Here is a 19,423-nt window from a genome sequence, read left to right as displayed (position 1 = left end):
GCCCAGTACGGTCGGGGCATGCACGCGATGACGATCCCTCAGCCCGGCGGTCCCGACGCACTGGTGTGGGCGGAGGTCCCCGATCCGGTGCCCGGCGAGGGCGAGGTGCTGGTGGAGGTGGCGGCCAGCGCCGTCAACCGCGCCGACCTGCTCCAGCGCCAGGGCTTCTACGACCCGCCGCCCGGCAGCTCCCCGTACCCCGGCCTGGAGTGCGCCGGGCGGATCGCCGCGCTCGGCCCCGGGGTCTCCGGCTGGGCGGTCGGCGACGAGGTCTGCGCGCTGCTGGTCGGCGGCGGCTACGCCCAGCGGGTGGCCGTCCCGGTGGGCCAGCTGCTGCCGGTGCCGAAGGGCCTGACCCCGGCCCGGGCCGCCGCGCTGCCCGAGGTGGCCTGCACGGTCTGGTCGAACCTCTTCATGGTCGCGCACCTGCGCCCGGCCGAGACGGTGCTGCTGCACGGCGGGGCCAGCGGCATCGGGACGATGGCGATCCAGCTGGCCAAGGCGGTCGGGGCCCGGGTGCTGGTCACCGCCGGGAGCCCGGAGAAGCTGGCCCGCTGTGCCGAGCTGGGCGCGGACGTGCTGATCGACTACCGCGAGCAGGACTTCGTGGCGGAGGTCCTGGCCGCCACCGACGGGGCCGGGGCGGACGTGGTGCTGGACATCATGGGTGCCAAGTACCTCCAGCGGAACGTCGACGCGCTGGCCGTGAACGGACGCCTGGTCATCATCGGCCTGCAGGGCGGCGTCAAGGCCGAACTCGACCTCTCCACCCTGCTCCGCAAGCGCGCCGCAGTCGCCGCCACCACCCTGCGCAGCCGCCCGCTGGCGGAGAAGGCGGCGATCGTGGCGGCCGTCCGCGAGCACGTCTGGCCGTTGGTCGAGGCGGGCGTGGTGCAGCCGGTGGTCGACCGTGAGCTGCCGCTCACCGAGGCCGCGGAGGCGCACCGGGTGCTGGAGGCGGGCGAGCAGGTCGGCAAGGTGGTCCTGACGGCCTGACGGCCTGACGGCCTGACGGCCTGACGGCCTGACGGCCTGACGGCCTGACGGCCTGACGGCCTGACGGCCTGTCAGGCCGGGGCGGGCAGTTCGGCGAAGGTGGGGGCGAGGGCGGCCCGCAGCCGTGCCAGGTGCTCGGCCTCGCGGTCGGCGAAGGCCGGGTACTCGGTGACGAAGTGGCCCCACTCGACGTCATGACCGAGCAGGGCGAGCGTGTCCGGCCCGATCGGCGGGACCTCCTCCCCGCCGCCGGCCAGCACCTCGCGCAGCAGTTCCGGGCGGAGCGGGCTGTGCTCGGCCAGCAGGACGGCGTCCCGCAGGTCCTTGCCCTGCGGGTAGCTGTCGGTGAGCAGCCAGAGCAGCTTCCAGGCCAGGGAGAGCTCGGGGGTGGCCGCGTACAGCACCGCGTCCCCGCTCCGCTCCAGACCGGGCACGGCCATCGGCTCGGGCGGGGCGGGGAGCGGCTCGTTGAAGACGAAGTCGAGCTGGACCGTCCCGCCGGGCAGGCCTTCGGCGGTCCAGGGGAGCACCAGGCGGCGACCGGGTACCCGCTCGTAGGTCCAGATGTCCTCGGCGACCGCGGCCCCGGCCGTGAAGCGGACCGGGCCGGTATCCCGTCCGGCCGTCCGCTCGGCCGCCGCCGCGATGCCGGACAGCACGGTGGCGGTCCAGCCGCTGCGGAACTCCCGGTCGACCGGGAGCACGACGAAGTCCAGGTCGCCCGGCTCGCGGGCCTGTCCGCCGAACCAGGCGCGGAGCAGCACGCTGCCGCGCAGCACCAGCGAGTCCACCCAGGGGGAGTCGGCGATGGCGGCCAGCACCAGGTCCATCGCCCGCCGGCGGGCGGCCAGCCAGGCGGTGGCCGGCGCGGGATCGGTGAATCGGGGGTCGGAGGCCCGGTAGGCGTGGGGGTGCTGCTTGAGTGCCGGGTCGAAGACCGGCCGCTGGGCGGCCCCGGGGTCCTCGACCGGACGGAGCGTCAGGGGGAGTCCGTGGGTGAGCCGTTCGTCCTCGCTCGGACCGTGGTGCGGGACGCGGCGGCTGCGCCGGCCGAACGTGCTCCAGTCGTCGGTCACCGTTGCTCCCCGGTGGTCAGCCAGCCCTGGTCGACGGCGAGGTTGTCGTCGTAGACCACGAACTCCCTTTCGGAAGAAAGGACTTCGTACCCGGCTGCGGCCACGGCCGTGGTCAGCCGGGCCAGCTGCCGGCCGGCTTCCGGGAGGCCGGCCCGGTGGCAGCGCTGGGTGACGAAGCGCTGCTGTCGGCCGGCCCGGTCGGTCCGGCGGGCGTTCCAGGACAGGTGGGCCTGGTGGTGGCCGGCCAGTTCCGCCAGCGCCGCGTGGTCCGGGCCGGGCGGGAGCAGGACCTTGAGGTGGTGCTCGAAGTAGGTGTCCGGGCCCAGCCGGACCGCCTCGGCTGCGGTGACCGGGACGCCGGTGGCCCAGGGGGAAGCCTCGATCTTGATCCGGGTGACGGCGAATCCGGCCGACCGCAGCCGAGCGGCGGTGGCCAGGGCGGCGGCCCGCTGCTCGGGGAAGGTGCCCCGGCCGGTCAGGGTGAGCATCGGCTGGTGCCGGGTGCGGCCCCGGGCCAGCACGATGTGGGTGACCTCCAGCCCGGCCGTGTCGGCCCACTGCTCCAGCCGGGCCAACCGGGCGGCGGGGATCGAGACGGTCAGGTGCGTCTCGAAGTCGCCGCTGAAGTGGTCGACCGGGCTGCCGGAGGCCGAGGGGTGCTCGACCGTGACGGCCCGGACGGTGGTCGCCGGTGCGGTGGTGGGCATGCCCGGCATCATCGCAAGCCCCACTGACGGCGGCACCGTGATTCCGGTGCGTGGCCCCCGACGCACTGTCCGGAATGCCCCGATTGTCGGGCTGTGTGAGGCTGGTGCGGAGCTGTTCCCGCCCGCCGTCCGCGTCCGTGCGCGGTCGGCCGTCGGAAGGACCTCCACTCGTGGCCGCACTTCCGTTCGCGCACTCGAACCTCCCCGTCCCGGCGGTGCTCCGGGCTGCCGTGGTGGCCGGCCTGGCCGTGCCGCTGGCCCTGGCCGGCGGCACGGCGGCGGGACAGCAGGACGGCACCCGGCCGGGCGGGCCGGTCGCACTCGCGCACGCTCCGGGGCTGCCGGACGCATCCGGTGCGCCGGGCATCCCCGGTAGGCCGGCCGCCTCGGTCACTCCCGGTCCGCCCGTCGCCCTGCCGAGCCTGCCGAGCCTGCCGCTGGTGGAGATACCCCCGCTGCCGGCCCTGCCGACGATCCAGCTGCCGGTCACCGTGCCGAGTACGCCCGGACGGTCCGTCCCGGCCCGGCCGGAACCCGTCGAGGAGGAGCCGGCCGGGCCCGGTGGTACCTCGGCGCCTCGCCCCACCCCCGCGCCGACGCCCGCCGCCGAACCGAGCCCGGAGCCCCGGCCGACCCCGCAGCACCCGGCCTCCCCGGAGCCCACTGCCGCCTCCGCCCCCACCCCGGCCGCCGGGGCGGCCGTCCGGCCGACGGCGGCTCCGGTGGAGCCGGCCGGGCCGACCGCGACCGGGGCGCCGACCCCGAAGCCCACGCCGCGCCCCAGCTCGAAGCCCACCCCGAAGCCGACCCCCCGTCCCAGCTCGAAGCCCACCCCGACCCCGGTGCCGACCGCGACCCCGGCCCCCGCCGCCCCGGCCCTCCGGGACGACCCGCCGGTCCCGGTGCCGGCCCCCGCGGCCGAGGCCGCGGCCGGCCCGGCGGGGGAGCGGAGCGGGCAGCGGCCGGCGGCCCCGGCCACCCAGCGGCCCGCCCCGGTGAAGCGGGTCGCCCCCGGCGCCCCGGTCACCCGGCCCGCCCCCGGGCCGGCCGCCCCCGCCCAGGTGATGGAGGCCGAGGTGACGGCCGCCGAGGAGGCCTCCCCGGCGCCCGGGGAGGTGCCCGGCCCGACGCCGGCGGCGACCCTGCTGGCCGCTCCGCTGCGCTGGACGGACGCCTCCACGCTCCAGCTCCCGCTGGGCGCCGGGCTGACGATGATCGGCTGTGGTCTCGGCCTGGTGGGGCTGCGCCTGCGCCGTCGCTGACCGTCCGTCAGTTCCCTTCCGGGGCGGGCCGGCCGGCGGTGGCGGGGCGGCGCGCGGACGGCTCCGGGGTGGCCGGGTCGGGCGGCCCGTGCGCGGCATGATGGTCCCTCAGTTGACCCTCACCGCGCACGGAGCGTAGGAAGGAACCATGACGAAGCCGATGAACGAACGGTCGCTGTCGGAGGAAGACTCCCCGAAGGTGCTGATCGTCGGCCCGGACGGGCTGCCGGTCGGTGCGGCCCCCGGCTCCGGGTTCGGCCGGATCGGGGACGGCGAGGCGGTCGAGCCGCGCGAGCTGCCGGTGACCGAGATGGTGGAGCAGCCCGCCAAGGTGATGCGGATCGGCTCGATGATCAAGCAGTTGCTGGAGGAGGTCCGGGCGGCTCCCCTCGACGAGGCCAGCCGGGCCCGGCTGAAGGACATCCACGCCAGCTCGATCAAGGAGCTGGAGCTCGGGCTGGCCCCGGAGCTGGTCGAGGAGCTGGAGCGGCTCTCGCTGCCGTTCAACGAGGAGACCATCCCGACCGAGGCCGAGCTGCGGATCGCCCAGGCCCAGCTGGTCGGCTGGCTGGAGGGCCTGTTCCACGGCATCCAGACCGCGCTGTTCGCCCAGCAGATGGCGGCCCGGGCGCAGCTGGAGCAGATGCGCCGTGCCCTGCCGCCCGGTCTGCACGGCGGCGAGGCCGAGGCGGAGGAGCCGGAGCCCGGCCGCGGCATCCGGTCCGGCCCGTACCTCTGAGCGGCTCCGCACCGGAGCCGGCCCGGCTCCGGTCACCGCTCCGTCCCCGTACCGCACCGGCCCGGCAACACCTCGGACACAGCCGCGCCCCGGCACCCGGCGGCGTCGGGCCGAGCCGATACCCTGACCCCTGTTCGTCGGCCCGGTGGGCCGCCGGCCAGGGGTCGGCCCGGTTCAGCGGCCGGGCGGTGCCGGGAGCGCCTCCGCACCGGAGGGGGAAGCAGGGGACATGAGCGAGGACGGCGCCGCCGCCGGCGGCCACGCACTGGCGGGCGGGCGGTACGTGCTGCGGCACCTGCTCGGCCAGGGCGGGATGGCCTCGGTCCACCTCGCCCACGACACCGTGCTGGACCGGCAGGTCGCGGTGAAGACCCTGCACACCGAGCTCGGCCGGGAGCAGGCGTTCCGGGAGCGCTTCCGCCGCGAGGCGCAGGCGGTGGCCCGGCTCCAGCACACGAACATCGTCTCGGTCTTCGACAGCGGCGAGGACGTGGCCCCGGACGGGGCCACCACCCCCTACATCGTGATGGAGTACGTCGAGGGCAAGTCCCTGCGGGACGTGCTGAACGAGGCGATCGCCGCGCACGGCGCGATGCCGGCCGACCAGGCGCTGAAGATCACCGGGGCGGTGCTCTCCGCGCTGGAGGCCTCGCACGACCAGGGCCTGGTGCACCGGGACATCAAGCCGGGCAACGTCATGGTGAGCACCAAGGGCACCATCAAGGTGATGGACTTCGGCATCGCCCGGGCGCTCCAGTCCGGCGTCACCTCGATGACCCAGACCGGCATGGTGGTCGGCACCCCGCAGTACCTCTCGCCGGAGCAGGCGCTGGGCAAGAGCGTGGACGCCCGCTCGGACCTCTACTCGGTCGGCTGCATGCTCTACGAGCTGCTCACCGGCCAGCTGCCGTTCGACGGCGACTCCCCCTTCTCGATCGCCTACAAGCACGTCCAGGAGCAGCCGCCGGCCCCGTCCGGGGTCAATCCGGCGGTCCGGCCGGGCGTGGACGCGCTGGTGGCCCGGGCGCTCCGCAAGGACCCGGCGCACCGCTTCCCGACCGCCGAGGCGATGCGGGCCGAGGTGGAGCGGATCTCGGCGGGCGACGCGGCCTCGGGGGCTCCGGCGATCACGCCGCTGGTGATCGGCGAGGGGCCGCGCTCGGTGTCGGCCGGCGGTGGCGGGCCGGTCGCCTTCCCGCCGTTGACCGGCGAGCCGCGCAGCCCCGTCCCGCAGGTGCACCAGCCGTACGCGCCGACCCCCGCGCCGGCGTACGGCCCGCAGACCCCGCCGCCGGCCTTCCCGCCCGGCCCCGTCCCGCAGTACCCGGGCCCGCACACGCCCGGCCCGTTCGCGTCCGGGCCGCACACCCCCGGGCCGTTCCCGCAGCAGCAGGTGCCGCCGCAGTACCCGATGCCGCACCAGCAGCCGGGCTTCCCGCAGCCGCAGCCGCCGTTCCCGCAGCAGTTCGCCCGGCCGCAGACCCAGAACAACGGCTGCTCCACCGCGCTGGTGGTGGTCGGCGTGATCATCGGGGTGATCGTGCTGGCCGTCGTGATCGTCGCGATCGTGGTGGCCAAGCAGGAGAAGGAGAAGCTGGACCAGTACGGCAACCCGTACGTGACCGGCTCCCGTCCGGCCTCAGTGCTGCACCTGCCCGAACCGCCGGTCTGACCGTCGCACCGGCGCCGCCGGGCCGGACCGGGGCCACGCCCGGGGCGCCGAAGCGGTAGCGTGCCAGGAACGCAAGCGACAGGGCCCAGGCCCGGGGCGAGGAGTGATGGCGCAGACACAGCAGCCCGGCGACGGCGAGGACGAGCCCGACCAGCGGACGCCCGGGACGCCTCCGGCTCCGGCCCCGGGCGGGGCCGAGACCGCCGAGACGGCCGTCCTGCCCTCCACCACTCCGCTCTCCGGGCCCGCCACGCCGTCCCGGGGGGTGGCCTCCCCGCTCGGCACCCTGGGCGACGGCCGCTACCGGCTGACCTCCCGGCTCGGCCGGGGCGGCATGGCCGAGGTGTTCGCGGCCCAGGACGTCCGGCTGGCCCGGACCGTGGCGGTCAAGCTGCTCCGGCCCGAGCTGGCCCAGGACGAGGTGGCCCGGCTCCGGTTCACCCGCGAGGCGCACTCGGTCGCTTCGCTCAACCATCACTCGATCGTCGCGGTCTACGACACCGGCGAGCAGGTCGAGCACGGCGAGTCCACGCCCTTCATCGTGATGGAGCTGGTCGAGGGCCGGACGGTGCGCGAGCTGCTGGTGGACGAGGAGGCGCCGCCGGTCGACCAGGCGCTGATCATCATCGCCGGGGTGCTGGAGGCGCTCGCCTACAGCCACCGGCACGGCATCGTGCACCGTGACATCAAGCCCGCCAACGTGATCATCACGACCGGCGGTGCGGTCAAGGTGATGGACTTCGGCATCGCCCGGGCGCTCACCGGCGAGGCGTCCACCATGACCCAGACCGGCATGGTGATGGGCACCCCGCAGTACCTCTCGCCGGAGCAGGCGCTCGGCAAGTCGGTGGACCACCGCTCGGACCTCTACGCGGCCGGCTGCATGCTCTACGAACTCCTCGCGCTGCGACCGCCGTTCACCGGGGAAACCCCGCTCTCGGTGGTCTACCAGCACGTCCAGGACGCCCCGGTGCCGCCCTCCGAGGCCAACCACCGGGTGCCGCCGGCCCTGGACGGCCTGGTGCTCCGCGCGCTGGCCAAGAACCCGGACGACCGGTACCAGAGCGCCGACGAGTTCCGCGCCCACCTCCAGCACGCGCTGCGCGAGATGCACGGCGCGGCCGGGGCCGGCTACGCGGCCGGCGCGGCTGCCGCCGCCGCTGCCGCCGCCGGGCTGGCCGCCGCCGGGGCGGGGAACAGCGGGCACTACCCGGGCTTCCAGGACACCCCGAGTGCCTCCGCCGCGCTGACCGAGCCGCTCGGCCCGGCCGGCGGCGAGCAGACGGCGCTGATGCCGCATCCGGGCGGCTCGCCGTACCGGACGCCGTCCGAGCCGTACTCCGCCGTGGGTGCGGGAGGTGACGGCGGGTCGGGTGACGGCCGGTCGGACGGCCGGCGGCGCGGGCCCTGGCCGTGGGTGGCCGGGGTGCTGCTGGTGCTCGGCGCGGCCGGTACGGGCATCGGGATCGCGCTGAGCGGCAACGGGAACGGCACCAAGCCGACCACCCCGCCGCTGGTCAGCACACCGGTGACCACCCCGGACGAGACCCCGTCCACGCCGGAGGTCTCGCCGTCGCCGAGCAGGACGCCGACCAAGGGGAGCAGCAACGGCGGCGGCGTCACCAACCCGTCCACCCCGTCCAACCCGTCCACCCCGTCCCTGAGCCCGTCGGCGACGTCCTCCCCGACGTCCTCCCCGACGTCCAGCAAGTCGCCGAGTGCCAGCTCCAGCCCGTCCGGCACGCCGTCGGGCAGCACCTCGCCGAGCCCGAAGCCGAGCACCACGCCCTCGGCGACGGCCTCGTCCAACCCGCCGCCGTCCCCCACTCCGCCCACCAACGGCGGTACGGCCACCACCGCCGCCGGGACGGACCCGGGAGCAGGGCAGTAGCTGACGCCGGGTCAGTTGGTCAGCGCGTCCAGCACCTGCTCGTACTCCTGGCACCACCAGGTGAGCTGCCCGGCCGAGCCGGGGTAGAGGTGGTCGGCGCGGTGGTCGCCGCGCTGGTAGTGCCACTGGAGCATCCAGAGGTCGTTCAGCCGCTCCCACCAGACCCGGTGGGCGGCGGCGGCCAGCTCGGCGGCGGTGGCCGCCCCGGTGGCCCGGTAGGCCCGGGACCAGTGGCGGACCCGGCAGAGGTCGAGCACCCCGGTGCGCCGGTCGTCGAAGACCAGGGTGGCGGCCCGGACGGTCTCCTCGGCGGTGGGCCGGGTGCCGAGCTTGTCCCAGTCGAGCACGGCGGCCACCCGGCCGCCCCGGTGCAGCACGTTGAGGCCGTGGAAGTCGCCGTGCGTCCAGCCGGTCGGCGGGGCGTCCTCGGGGGCGGGGCGGCGGTGGGCGTGCGCGTCCAGCAGGTCCAGACGCTCCGTCAGGCGGCGTTCGGCCAGCACGTCGAAGGGCAGCCGGGGGCTCGCCGAGCGGGCCCGGGCGCGGAGCTCGCGGACCAGCCGCTCGGTCTCGGCCGGGTCGGCCGAGAGCCGGCCGGCCGGCTGGCGGACCGGCGGGCAGACCTCGGCCAGCGCCCCGTGCAGCCGGCCGAGCAGGGAGCCCAGCTCGGCGCAGCGGGCCGGGCTCAGCTCGGTGCCGTGCAGGTGGATGCCCTCGACCCAGGGGTAGAGGGCGAACAGCCGGCCGCCGTGGGCCACGGCGGTGTGGCCGCCGACCGCCCGCAGCGGGGGCGCGACGGGCAGGCCGCGCGCTGCCAGGGCGGTGGACGCGCGGTGCTGCGCCACGACCGCCGGGCGGGTGGAGGTGGCCAGGTCCACGTAGCACTTGAGGAAGTACCGGCCGGTCTCGGTCTCCACCCGGTAGCCGCGGTTGAGCAGGCCTTCGGCGACCGGGGCGATGGTCAGCGGACGGAGCAGGAAGCGCCGAAGCACCCCGGCCAGGGCGTGGTCCGGGACCGGGGGGCTGAGGGTGCCGACGGGCGGTGCGGCCGTGTCCGGGCGTGCCGGTGCGTCCGCGAAGCGGAGGGTGTGGTTCACGTCGCCTGAGCGTAGTGGTGACGCTTGGTGGTCCTTGACATACGGACCGTAATGTGCTTCTGAAGCCTGGATGGAGCTCCGGTGGAGCGCGGGTTCAGTGCTGGTGGTCGGCCTGGTGCCGGGCGACGTAGGCGGCAGCCTGGGTGCGGCGCTCCATGCCCATCTTGGCGAGCAGGCTGGAGACGTAGTTCTTGACGGTCTTTTCGGCCAGGTGCAGCTCGTTGCCGATCTGGCGGTTGGTCATCCCCTCGCCGATCAGGTCGAGGATCTTCCGCTCCTGCTTGGTCAGCTGGGCCAGTCGCTCGTCCTCCTTCTCCCCGCCGTCCCGCAGTCGCTCCAGCACCCGGCTGGTGGCGATCGGGTCGAGCAGCGACTTGCCGGCCGCCACGTCGCGCACCGCCGAGAGCAGGTCGGTGCCCCGGATCGCCTTCAGTACGTACCCGGAGGCTCCCGCCATGATGGCGTCGAAGAGCGCCTCGTCGTCCGAGAAGGAGGTCAGCATCAGGCACTTGATCTCCGGTCGCTCGGAGCGCACCGCGCGGCAGACCTCGACCCCGTTGCCGTCCGGGAGGCGGACGTCGAGCACCGCCACGTCCGGGTTGACGGCCGGGATCCGGGTCAGTGCCTCGGCGGCGGTGCCGGCCTCGCCGACCACCTCGATGTCGTCCTCCATGGAGAGGAGGTCGTGTACGCCCCGGCGCACGACCTCGTGGTCATCGAGGAGGAATACCCTGATATGTCCGTTTCCGCTCACGGGACGAATGCTCCCATAAAGCGGCACCGAAGACCTATCCGTGCGCACGCTCCCCGGCTGGAAATTGATGCCGGTTACCCCCTTACGCGGAGACCGGCGCCCGGATAGCGTGCGCAGGTGTCCTGACGGCACCCGTGAATGAGAGCCGCGCCACACCCGCGGCTGTTCTGACAGGGAACAAGTAGGACGTCCTAGCGCAGACGCGCCAAGGGGCCCCGCTGGGTAACGTTCTCGTGAGGGACGCCGTCGGAGAAGGAACACCACCTGCCGAGCAGAGTCGGTGCGCACACCCACGCGCTCTCCACTGCGAGGCGGTGACCGGACCGGTCACCGGCGACCCCGGGCGGCCGGACAGACCGAGGAGTGAACGTGACCGTCAAGAGCACGACGAGGGCGCGCAAGAAGCCCGCCCCCGCCGTCACTGACAGCCGGCGTACGGACGCGCCGGAGCTCGTACAGCTGCTCACGCCGGAAGGCACCCGGGTCGAGCACCCGGACTTCCCGCTGACCACGACGCCGGAGGAGCTGCGCTCGCTCTACCGCGACCTGGTGCTGGTGCGGCGCTTCGACGCCGAGGCCACCTCGCTCCAGCGGCAGGGCGAGCTGGGCCTGTGGGCCTCGCTGCTGGGCCAGGAGGCGGCCCAGGTCGGCTCCGGCCGGGCGATGCGCACCGGCGACTACGCCTTCCCGACCTACCGCGAGCACGGCGTGGCCTGGTGCCGGGACGTGGACCCGTTGAACCTGCTGGGCATGTTCCGGGGCGTCAACCACGGCGGCTGGGACCCGAACGAGAAGAACTTCCACCTCTACACCATCGTGATCGGCGCGCAGACCCTGCACGCCACCGGCTACGCGATGGGCATCACCAAGGACGGCACCGACGACGCGGTGATCGCGTACTTCGGTGACGGCGCCTCCAGCCAGGGCGACGTGAACGAGGCCTTCACCTTCGCCTCGGTCTACAACGCCCCGGTGGTGTTCTTCTGCCAGAACAACCAGTGGGCGATCTCCGAGCCGACCACCACCCAGACCCGCATCCCGCTCTACCGCCGCGCCTCCGGCTTCGGCTTCCCGGGCGTCCGGGTGGACGGCAACGACGTGCTGGCCTGCCTCGCGGTGACCCGCTGGGCGCTGGACCACGCCCGCAGCGGCCAGGGCCCGGTGCTGGTCGAGGCGTTCACCTACCGGATGGGCGCGCACACCACCTCGGACGACCCGACCCGCTACCGCGCCACCGAGGAGACCGAGTCCTGGAAGGCCAAGGACCCGATCGCCCGGCTGAAGGCGCACCTGGAGGCGGAGGGCATCGCCGACGAGGCGTTCTTCGCCGAGGTCGAGGCCGAGAGCGAGAAGCTCGGCCTGCGGGTCCGCGAGGGGGTCCGCACCATGCCGGACCCGGACCCGACGCTGATCTTCGACCACGTCTACACCGAGCCGCACGCGCTGGTGGACGAGGAGCGGGCCGAGTACGAGGCGTACGCCGCCTCCTTCGAGGGCGGGGAGAACCACTGATGGGCAGTCAGCTCAGTGTCGCGAAGGCGCTCAACAACGCGCTGCGCAAGTCGCTGGAGAGCGACCCGAAGACCCTGCTGATGGGTGAGGACATCGGCAAGCTCGGCGGGGTCTTCCGGATCACCGACGGCCTGCAGAAGGACTTCGGCGAGGACCGGGTGATCGACAGCCCGCTGGCCGAGTCCGGCATCATGGGCACCGCGATCGGCCTGGCGCTGCGCGGCTACCGCCCGGTGGTGGAGATCCAGTTCGACGGCTTCGTCTACCCGGCCTTCGACCAGATCGTCTCCCAGCTGGCCAAGATGCACGCCCGCGCGCTCGGCCACGTGAAGATGCCGGTCACCGTCCGGATCCCGTACGGCGGCGGCATCGGCGCGGTGGAGCACCACAGCGAGTCGCACGAGGCGTACTTCATCCACACCGCCGGTCTGCGGGTGGTCAGTCCCTCCAACCCGCACGACGCGCACTGGATGCTCCGTCAGGCGATCGCCTCGGACGACCCGGTGATCTTCCTGGAGCCCAAGCGGCGCTACTGGGACAAGGGCGAGGTGGGCGACGAGGCCGGGATCGGCCTGCACACCGCGAAGGTGGTCCGCGAGGGCGCCGACGCCACGCTGATCGCGTACGGGCCGATGGTGAAGGTCTGCCAGGAGGCCGCTGCGGCGGCCGAGGAGGACGGCCGCCGGCTGGAGGTGGTCGACCTGCGCTCGCTGTCGCCGGTCGACTTCGCCACCGTCGAGGCCTCGGTGAAGCGCACCGGCCGGGCCGTGGTGGTGCACGAGGCGCCGGTCTTCCTGGGCCTGGGCGCCGAGTTGGCCGCCCGGATCACCGAGAAGTGCTTCTACCACCTGGAGGCCCCCGTGCTCCGGGTCGGCGGCTACCACGCCCCCTACCCGCCGTCGCGGGTGGAGGAGACCTTCCTGCCCGACCTGGACCGCGTGCTCGACGCCGTCGACCGCGCGCTGGCCTACTGAGAACGGAGCGATGATGACCACCGAAGTGCGCTCGCTCCGCGAGTTCAGGATGCCGGACGTCGGCGAGGGCCTCACCGAGGCCGAGATCCTGACCTGGTACGTCAAGCCCGGTGACGTGGTGACGGACGGTCAGGTGGTCTGCGAGGTGGAGACCGCCAAGGCGGCGGTCGAGCTGCCGATCCCCTTCAACGGGGTCGTGGACCAGCTGTTCTTCCCGGCCGGCAGCACCGTCGACGTGGGCACCGCGATCATCTCGGTCGCGGTCGGCGAGGGCGGGGCCGAGCCGGCTCCGGCCGCCGTCGCGGCGCCCGCCGTCGAGGCCGTGGCCCCGGCCGCTGCTCCGGCTGGTGCCCCGGCCGCCGAGCCGGAGCGCCGGGAGGTGCTGGTCGGGTACGGCCCGCGCACCGGCACCGTGCAGCGCCGGGCCCGCAAGGCCACGGCCGCTGCTCCGGCCGCCCCGGCTCCCGCCGTGGTGGCTGCTCCGGTCGCGGCTCCGGCCGCACTGGTGCCCGCGCAGGCCGAACCCGCCGTTGGTGAGCGGCCGTTGGCGAAGCCGCCGGTCCGCAAGCTGGCCAAGGACCTGGGCATCGACCTGCGGACCGTCACCCCGACCGGCCCGGACGGCGTGATCACCCGCGAGGACGTGCACGCCGCCGCCACTCCGGCCCCCGCGCCGGTGTCGGCCGCTCCGGTGTCGGCCGTGCCGGTCGAGGAGCCGGTGGCCGTGGCCGTCCCGGTGCCCACCGGGGCCGGGGACGTCCGGGTGCCGGTCAAGGGCGTCCGGAAGGCCACCGCGCAGGCGATGGTGGCCTCGGCGTTCACCGCCCCGCACGTCACCGAGTTCATCCAGGTCGACGTGACCCGGACCATGAAGCTGGTGCGCGAGCTCAAGGAGAGCGGCGAACTGGGCGCCGGCGTGCGGGTCAGCCCGCTGCTGCTGGTCGCCCGGGCGCTGCTCACCGCGATCCGGCGCCACCCGGAGATCAACGCGGCCTGGGACGAGGCCAACCAGGAGATCGTGCTCAAGGGGCAGGTGAACCTCGGCATCGCCGCCGCCACCCCGCGCGGTCTGCTGGTGCCCAACATCAAGGACGCCGGGTCCAAGACGCTGCCACAACTGGCGGTCGCCCTAGGTGAGTTGACGGACGTCGCCCGGCAGGGCAAGACCTCCCCGGCCGACCTCTCCGGCGGCACCGTCACCATCACCAACGTCGGCGTCTTCGGCGTCGACACCGGTACCCCGATCCTCAACCCCGGCGAGGCCGCCATCCTCGCCTTCGGCGCGGTCCGCGAACTCCCGTGGGTGCACAAGGGGAAGGTGGTGCCGCGACTGGTCACCACCCTCGCGCTCTCCTTCGACCACCGCCTGGTGGACGGGGAGTTGGGCTCCAAGGTGCTCGCGGACACCGCCGCGATCCTGGAGCGCCCCAAGCGCCTGATCACCTGGAGCTGACGCTCCGGAAGACCCGAACGGGCCCTACCCACCACGGCGGTGGGTAGGGCCCGTCGGCCGTCACCGGTGGGAGCGGCTCCACCGGACGGCCGTCAGCACCGCCCCGCCGAGTGCGATGACACCCAGGGCGGAGAGGAAGACGAAGGTGGTCGGCGTGCTCGGCCCGGTGCTGGCCAACTCCGTTGCGGCGACGTCCTGCTGAACGGGCGTCGCGGTGCCGCTGGGCGCGGGTGCGGTGCCCTTGGTGGTCGGTGCGGTCGTGCCGGGCGCGGGTGCGGTGCCCTTGGTGGTCGGTGCGGTCGTGCCGGGTGCGGTGGCCTTGGTGGTGGCGGGCTTGGTGGTGGGTGCCTTGGTGGTGGCGGGCTTCGGTGCCGCCGGGGCGACCTTCAGGGTTCCCTGGGTACCGCCGCCGACCAGGTCCTCCCCTTGGGCGGACACGCTGTACATCACGGTGTCCAAGGCCTTCGGCACCCCGCCCACCAAGGCGAAGCGGAAGGAGAGTTCGGCGGACTCGCCCTGCTTCAGCGCCAGCCTCGGCAGCGTGTCCTGGTTGACCAACCCGCGGGTGCAGCCCGGCTGGAGCCCGAGCTTCTTCCAGGAGCCCCGGCCCTGGCGCCACTCCACCTTGACCTGCTCGGCCGCCAGGTCGGCCTTCATGTCGTAGAAGTGCCCGATCGAGAACAGCGGCTCGACCTGCCGGTACGGGGCGTCCGTCCGGTTGGTGATCCGGATCGGGACCTCCACCTGAGCACCGCCCGCCGTGATCCGGGTCGGCGGCGCCGTCAGCGCCTTGACCTCCAGGGTGCCCTGGTGCCTCGGAGCCGGAGCGGTGGAGGGGAGGGGGTTGGCTGCGCTGCAGACGGCCCAGGCGGCGCTGGAACCGGTGGCGAGAGGGACGCCGACGGCGAAGGTCAGGGCGGCTGCGGTGACGGCGAGCGGGCGGGCGATGCGCACGGTGGAGGTTCCCCCGGGTTCCGAAGTGAGTGGTGGTCAGCGGGCAGTGCGGTGGCGGCGGGTGAAGAGCAGGGCAGCGGTGCCGAGGGCGAGGAGGGCGGCGGCCCCGGTGATCAGGGCGGCACGGGGGGGCTTGGGGCCGCTGCTCGCCGGCTCGGTGGCCTGGCGGGCGTCCGTGTGGAACGGCTCGGCCGGCGCCTGAGTGCGGGCCCAGGCGGTGTCGGCGGCGGCCACGGTCGGGTCGGTGGTGACGGAGGGTCGGGCAGACTTCGTCGAACGGGTTCGGACGGACGTGCGCATGGTGTGTTCCCCCCTGGGAATCTGACAGTGCATCGGCGAATCGCGTGGTGGTCAGCGGGCGGTGCGGCGGCGGGCGACGAGGATGCTGCCGGTGCCGAGGGCGAGCAGGGCGGCCCCGCCGCCGGCCAGCACGAAGGTCGAGGTCTTCGGGCCGGTGGTGGCCAGCTCGGTGGCCGGCTTGTCGGCGGGCTCGGTCACGGCCGGGGTGGCCGGTGCGGTGGGGCTGGCGGTGACCGGCGGCGGGGTGGTGGCCGGGGCCGGGGCGCTCGGGGTGGACTTCGGCGCCTCGGCGGGGACCTTGGCGGGCTTGGCAGCGGGCTTGGCGGCGGGCTTGGTGGCGGGCGCGGCGGTGGCCGGAGCGGCGGACGGGGCCGGTCGGGCCATGGTGAGGGTGAGCGGCTTGGCGCCCACCCCGATGTGGATCTCCAGGGACTTCTGCACGGCCGGGGTGCTGTTCTTCAGGCCGATCCGGAACAGGGTGCGGTTGGCGCGGCCGTCCTCCAGCGGGCCGCGCAGAGCCGTGACGTCGGCGTTCAGCGCCGGGTCGCAGCTCTGCTTCAGCGGGAGGTTCGTCCACCGGCCGCCGACCATGGCCTCCAGGGTGATGTCCTGGGGGCGCAGGTTGACCGGCTTCCCGGCGTTGGCGGAGTCGGCGGACTGCGGGTTCCAGAGGCTGACCCGCGGCGCGATGCTCCGGTACGCCTCGCCGGTGCCGTTGTACATCTCGACGCCGAACTCGACCTTCGGGCCGCCGACCGTGATGCGGTCGGGCAGCTGCGGGATGAAGGCGCTGGACGTGTCGGTGCCGTGGTGCTCCCAGGGCTGCTCGGTGGCGGCCGGGGCGGGCTGGTCGCCGCAGGCCCAGGCGGTGGTGGCGGTGCCGACGGTGAGGCCGGCGGTGAGCAGGACGGTGGCGACGGAGAGCGGGGCAAGCTTCGCAAAACGGTTGATAACGGATGTACGCATGACGTGTCCCCCCAGGGAGTCGTGTCTGACGGTGTGTGAGGTGAAGGACCCTGCGGCGCCGGTCCCCTTGCCGGGGCCGCTCTCCGTGCCTTCAACCGTTAAGACGTGTATCGCCCCGGGGGGTTGCAGGTGAGTTCGAAGATTTTTCCGGAGACCTCCGGAGGGCCTCCGGGGATACTGCCCGGGTGACGAAACCACAGGTGAAGACCGAGGCTCCGGCGGCCGTCCGGGACGGGCGTCCGTCGCTGCGGCGGGACGTGTCGGGACCGGCTCTGCTGGCCGGGTTGGTGTGCGTGGCGGTGTCGTTCTCCGGCCCGCTGGTGGTGGTGCTGGCGGCGGCCCAGGCCGGACGGCTGGACCAGGGGCAGACCGCGTCCTGGATCTGGGCGGTCTCGATCGGCAGCGGGCTGAGCTGTCTGCTGCTCAGCTGGTGGACCCGTACGCCGGTGATCGCGGCCTGGTCCACGCCCGGTGCGGCACTGCTGGTGACCAGCCTGGGCGACTACCCGTACCGGGAGGCGGTCGGCGCCTTCCTGCTGAGCAGCGTGGCGGTGACGCTGTTCGGGGTCACCGGCCTGTTCGGCCGGATGATGCGGGCGATACCCGTCGGGATCGTGAACGCGATGCTGGCCGGCATCCTGTTCTCCTTCGGGGCCGGCATCTTCACCTCGGTGAAGAACGCCCCCGCGCTGGTGCTCGGCAGCTTCGCGGCCTTCCTGCTGGCCCGCCGCTTCGTCCCCCGGTACGCGGTCCCGGTGGCCCTGGTGGCCGGGGCGGTGCTGGCCGCCGTCACGGTCGGACTGCCGCTCCACCCCGGCCAGGGCGGGCCGGTGCGGCCGGAACTGACGGTGCCCCAGTTCAGCTGGGCGGCCACCGTCGGCCTGGCGCTGCCGCTCACCATCGTCGCGCTGGCCTCGCAGAACGCCCCCGGCCTCGGGGTGATGCGGGCCTCCGGCTACGACCCGGACGACCGGCTGCTGATCGGCGCGACCGGCGGACTCTCGGTGCTGCTGGCCCCGTTCGGCTCCCCGGGGGTGAACCTGGCCGCCATCACGGCCGCCATCTGCACCAGCCCGGAGAGCCACCCCGACCCGCGCCGCCGGTACGTGGCCGGGATGTCCACGGGCGTGCTGTACATCCTGATCGGCAGCTTCGCCGGGGTGCTGGTCGCTCTCTTCACCGGGCTGCCGGCCGCCCTGATCGCGGTGATCGCCGGGGTGGCGCTGCTGGCCTCCTTCCAGGGCAGCCTGATCGGCGCGGTGACCGAGCCGTTCGGGCGGGACGGGGCGGTGGTGACCTTCCTGGTGACGGCCTCGGGGATGACGCTGTTCGGGATCGGCTCGGCGTTCTGGGGGCTGCTGTTCGGGGTCGGGACGCACCTGGTGCTGGAGGCCGGGCGCGGCGAGAAGCCCTGACCGGCCCGGCCGTCCGGCCGTCCGGCGCGGCCCCGCCGGCCGGTCCGTCGGGTCCCGCGCCCGGCGGGGCGCGGCTGGGCCGAATGGCTGTCGCCGTCCCCCTCCCCGGTGCCACCGTCCGCGCGGCGCGGCGGAGGCGGCCGGGAGCCGGCGTGGTGCTCCGGCATGCTCGGTGTGACCTGTGCGGTGGCGCGACCAGTCCACCGCACGCCGACGTGCCGCCGTGCGGGAGGGTGCCGGAGTGGACGAGAGCGGGACGTCACGGCTGCCCCGGCGTCAACGCGCCGTCCTGGTGGTCGCGGTGGGTGCCGCGCTGGTCTCCACCGGCGGCTGGGCCGCCTCCTCGCTGGTCGAATCCCCGGCCGGGCGGGCGGTCGGGGCCGCCCCGCCGCAGCGCAGCCTGCTCACGGCCCCGGTGACGCTGCGCGCGCTCACCCCCTCGGTGGTGACCCGGGGGCAGGTCTACCCGCCGACCCGGTACGAGGTGACGCCCAAGGCGTCCTCCGAGGAGATCACCCAGCTCTTCGTCTCCGCGCTGGCCGTCCGTCCCGGCGAGCAGGTGGAGAACGGGAAGCTGCTCGCCGTGGTCTCCGGGCGTCCGCTCTTCGCGCTGCGCGGGGCGGTGCCCGCGTACCGGGACCTGCGGCCCGGCGCCAGCGGTCCCGACGTGGCCCAACTCCAAGCAGCCCTAGCCGAGTTGGGATTCACCTCGGGTGGTGACCCGGAAGGCGGCTACGGCCGGGGCACCGCCAAGGCGGTGGGCGACTACTACCGCAGCATCGGCCAGCTGCCGCCGACCCCCGGCCCGGCGGCCCAGCAGGCGGTGGACGCCGCGAAGCAGGCCGTCGAGGCGGATCTGCGGCAGCTCGCCGAGACCGCCGCCGATCCCGAGCGGTACGCCCAACTGCCGGAGTCGAGGCGGAGGTTGGCAGCCGACCGGGAGGCGCTGGCGAAGGCCGAGGCGGCCAACGGTCCGATGGTGCCGGTGGCGGAGCTGGTGGTGCTGCCCGCCTTCCCGGCCACCGTGACGGCGGTCAACGCGCCGGTCGGGGCGCCGGTCACCGGCCCGCTGCTCACACTGGCCAGCGGGGGCCTGGCCGTCACCGGGCAGCTGACGCCCGCTCAGGCCACCGGCGTCCGGGCGGGCATGACGGTGGAGCTGCTGGCCGAGTCCACCGGGGCCACCGTCCGGGGCACGGTCTCCGGCCTGGGTGCCCCGACGGCGCAGCCGCCGGCCGGCCGGGTGATCCCGATCGGCGGCCAGGCCCCGGCGGCTCCCTCCCCGGACCCGGCCGGACCGCTCTACGTCCCGCTCCAGATCACCACCGAACAGGGCCTGCCCGTCGAGCTCAACGGCCAGAACGTCCGGCTCACCGTGCTCCAGGGCCCGGCCGCCGAGCCGGTGCCCAGCGTCCCGGTCGCCGCCGTCTTCACCGACGAGGTCGGCCGCACCCTGGTCACCCGGGTCACCGAGGACGGCCGCCGGGAGGTGGTCGTGGTCACCACCGGTGCCACGGTGGCCGGTTGGGTCGGCCTGACCGGTGGCGGGCTGGCCGCGGGTGACCAGGTGGTGGTCGGCTCGTGACGTCCGGAGTGGCGGGAGCAGGGTCGGCGGCATCGGCATCGGCAGCGGCGGGGTGGTGGCTGCGGCCCGCATC

Annotated in this window: 17 protein-coding genes; 10 read left to right on the top strand and 7 right to left on the bottom strand. The window is 74.5% G+C overall.

What is annotated here, in order from left to right:
• The first annotated feature begins 18 nt into the window (after nucleotides 1–18).
• Complete coding sequence (locus ACIRBX_RS06190; protein ID WP_402294028.1) at nucleotides 19–996, top strand: NAD(P)H-quinone oxidoreductase; 978 nt, start codon at nucleotides 19–21, stop codon at nucleotides 994–996.
• A 71-nt stretch (nucleotides 997–1,067) separates the two neighbouring features.
• Here ACIRBX_RS06190 and ACIRBX_RS06185 read toward each other — a convergent pair whose 3' ends face one another.
• Together ACIRBX_RS06185 and ACIRBX_RS06180 are read right to left on the bottom strand one after the other, a co-directional pair.
• Nucleotides 1,068–2,072: a nucleotidyl transferase AbiEii/AbiGii toxin family protein gene (locus ACIRBX_RS06185; protein WP_402294027.1), complete on the bottom strand. Its 1,005-nt coding sequence runs from the start codon at nucleotides 2,070–2,072 to the stop codon at nucleotides 1,068–1,070.
• Complete coding sequence (locus tag ACIRBX_RS06180) at nucleotides 2,069–2,779, bottom strand: hypothetical protein (protein ID WP_402294026.1); 711 nt, start codon at nucleotides 2,777–2,779, stop codon at nucleotides 2,069–2,071. The genes ACIRBX_RS06185 and ACIRBX_RS06180 overlap by 4 nt, the downstream gene beginning before the upstream one ends.
• A gap of 170 nt (nucleotides 2,780–2,949) precedes the next feature.
• On the opposite strand from ACIRBX_RS06180, the gene ACIRBX_RS06175 reads away from it, so the two are divergent.
• From ACIRBX_RS06175 to ACIRBX_RS06160, 4 genes are all read left to right on the top strand, one after another.
• Nucleotides 2,950–4,041 carry a hypothetical protein gene (locus ACIRBX_RS06175; RefSeq protein ID WP_402294025.1) on the top strand — a complete coding sequence of 364 codons (1,092 nt, stop codon included), beginning with the start codon at nucleotides 2,950–2,952 and terminating at the stop codon, nucleotides 4,039–4,041.
• 148 nt (nucleotides 4,042–4,189) lie between these two features.
• Complete coding sequence (locus ACIRBX_RS06170; RefSeq protein WP_402294024.1) at nucleotides 4,190–4,780, top strand: bacterial proteasome activator family protein; 591 nt, start codon at nucleotides 4,190–4,192, stop codon at nucleotides 4,778–4,780.
• Between the two features lie 229 nt (nucleotides 4,781–5,009).
• A complete protein-coding gene (locus tag ACIRBX_RS06165) occupies nucleotides 5,010–6,452 on the top strand; it encodes a protein kinase (protein WP_402294023.1) in 1,443 nt (480 codons plus the stop codon).
• A 106-nt stretch (nucleotides 6,453–6,558) separates the two neighbouring features.
• A complete protein-coding gene (locus ACIRBX_RS06160) occupies nucleotides 6,559–8,343 on the top strand; it encodes a protein kinase (RefSeq protein WP_402294022.1) in 1,785 nt (594 codons plus the stop codon).
• A gap of 11 nt (nucleotides 8,344–8,354) precedes the next feature.
• On the opposite strand, the gene ACIRBX_RS06155 is transcribed toward ACIRBX_RS06160, so the two are convergent.
• Nucleotides 8,355–9,437 carry a phosphotransferase gene (locus ACIRBX_RS06155; RefSeq protein WP_402294021.1) on the bottom strand — a complete coding sequence of 361 codons (1,083 nt, stop codon included), beginning with the start codon at nucleotides 9,435–9,437 and terminating at the stop codon, nucleotides 8,355–8,357.
• 94 nt (nucleotides 9,438–9,531) lie between these two features.
• Complete coding sequence (locus tag ACIRBX_RS06150) at nucleotides 9,532–10,191, bottom strand: response regulator (RefSeq protein ID WP_402294020.1); 660 nt, start codon at nucleotides 10,189–10,191, stop codon at nucleotides 9,532–9,534.
• A gap of 369 nt (nucleotides 10,192–10,560) precedes the next feature.
• Between ACIRBX_RS06150 and pdhA the strand changes: the two genes are divergently transcribed.
• Genes pdhA through ACIRBX_RS06135 form a run of 3 tightly spaced genes read left to right on the top strand, consistent with a single transcriptional unit; the run spans nucleotide 10,561 to nucleotide 14,130 of the window.
• The gene (pdhA, locus tag ACIRBX_RS06145; protein ID WP_402294019.1) at nucleotides 10,561–11,703 is read left to right on the top strand and encodes a pyruvate dehydrogenase (acetyl-transferring) E1 component subunit alpha; all 1,143 of its coding nucleotides are present in this window, start codon (nucleotides 10,561–10,563) and stop codon (nucleotides 11,701–11,703) included.
• Nucleotides 11,703–12,677, top strand: coding sequence for an alpha-ketoacid dehydrogenase subunit beta (locus ACIRBX_RS06140; RefSeq protein WP_402294018.1), 975 nt, complete (start codon nucleotides 11,703–11,705; stop codon nucleotides 12,675–12,677). Before pdhA ends, ACIRBX_RS06140 begins: the two co-directional genes overlap by 1 nt.
• 13 nt (nucleotides 12,678–12,690) lie before the next feature.
• Nucleotides 12,691–14,130, top strand: coding sequence for a dihydrolipoamide acetyltransferase family protein (locus tag ACIRBX_RS06135; protein WP_402294017.1), 1,440 nt, complete (start codon nucleotides 12,691–12,693; stop codon nucleotides 14,128–14,130).
• Nucleotides 14,131–14,190: 60 nt separating this feature from the next.
• Here ACIRBX_RS06135 and ACIRBX_RS06130 read toward each other — a convergent pair whose 3' ends face one another.
• The 3 genes from ACIRBX_RS06130 to ACIRBX_RS06120 are packed head-to-tail and all read right to left on the bottom strand — an operon-like array spanning nucleotide 14,191 to nucleotide 16,350.
• Entirely contained in the window at nucleotides 14,191–15,084 is an 894-nt protein-coding gene (locus ACIRBX_RS06130) for a hypothetical protein (RefSeq protein ID WP_402294016.1), read from the bottom strand.
• Between the two features lie 36 nt (nucleotides 15,085–15,120).
• Nucleotides 15,121–15,384: a hypothetical protein gene (locus tag ACIRBX_RS06125; RefSeq protein WP_402294015.1), complete on the bottom strand. Its 264-nt coding sequence runs from the start codon at nucleotides 15,382–15,384 to the stop codon at nucleotides 15,121–15,123.
• 51 nt (nucleotides 15,385–15,435) lie between these two features.
• Nucleotides 15,436–16,350 (bottom strand): hypothetical protein, encoded by a 915-nt coding sequence (locus ACIRBX_RS06120; RefSeq protein ID WP_402294014.1) that lies wholly within the window; start codon nucleotides 16,348–16,350, stop codon nucleotides 15,436–15,438.
• A 185-nt stretch (nucleotides 16,351–16,535) separates the two neighbouring features.
• On the opposite strand from ACIRBX_RS06120, the gene ACIRBX_RS06115 reads away from it, so the two are divergent.
• Together ACIRBX_RS06115 and ACIRBX_RS06110 are read left to right on the top strand one after the other, a co-directional pair.
• On the top strand, nucleotides 16,536–17,765 hold the full coding sequence (locus ACIRBX_RS06115) for a benzoate/H(+) symporter BenE family transporter (protein ID WP_402294013.1): 1,230 nt from the start codon (nucleotides 16,536–16,538) through the stop codon (nucleotides 17,763–17,765).
• Nucleotides 17,766–18,006: 241 nt separating this feature from the next.
• Complete coding sequence (locus tag ACIRBX_RS06110) at nucleotides 18,007–19,350, top strand: peptidoglycan-binding protein (protein ID WP_402294012.1); 1,344 nt, start codon at nucleotides 18,007–18,009, stop codon at nucleotides 19,348–19,350.
• Nucleotides 19,351–19,423 lie beyond the last annotated feature (73 nt).

It is taken from the genome of Kitasatospora sp. NPDC096147 (genome assembly GCF_044763225.1).
Taxonomy (GTDB): Bacteria; Actinomycetota; Actinomycetes; order Streptomycetales; family Streptomycetaceae; genus Kitasatospora.
Note: the sequence above shows the minus strand (reverse complement) of the source record. Positions and strands in the feature narration are given on the sequence as shown.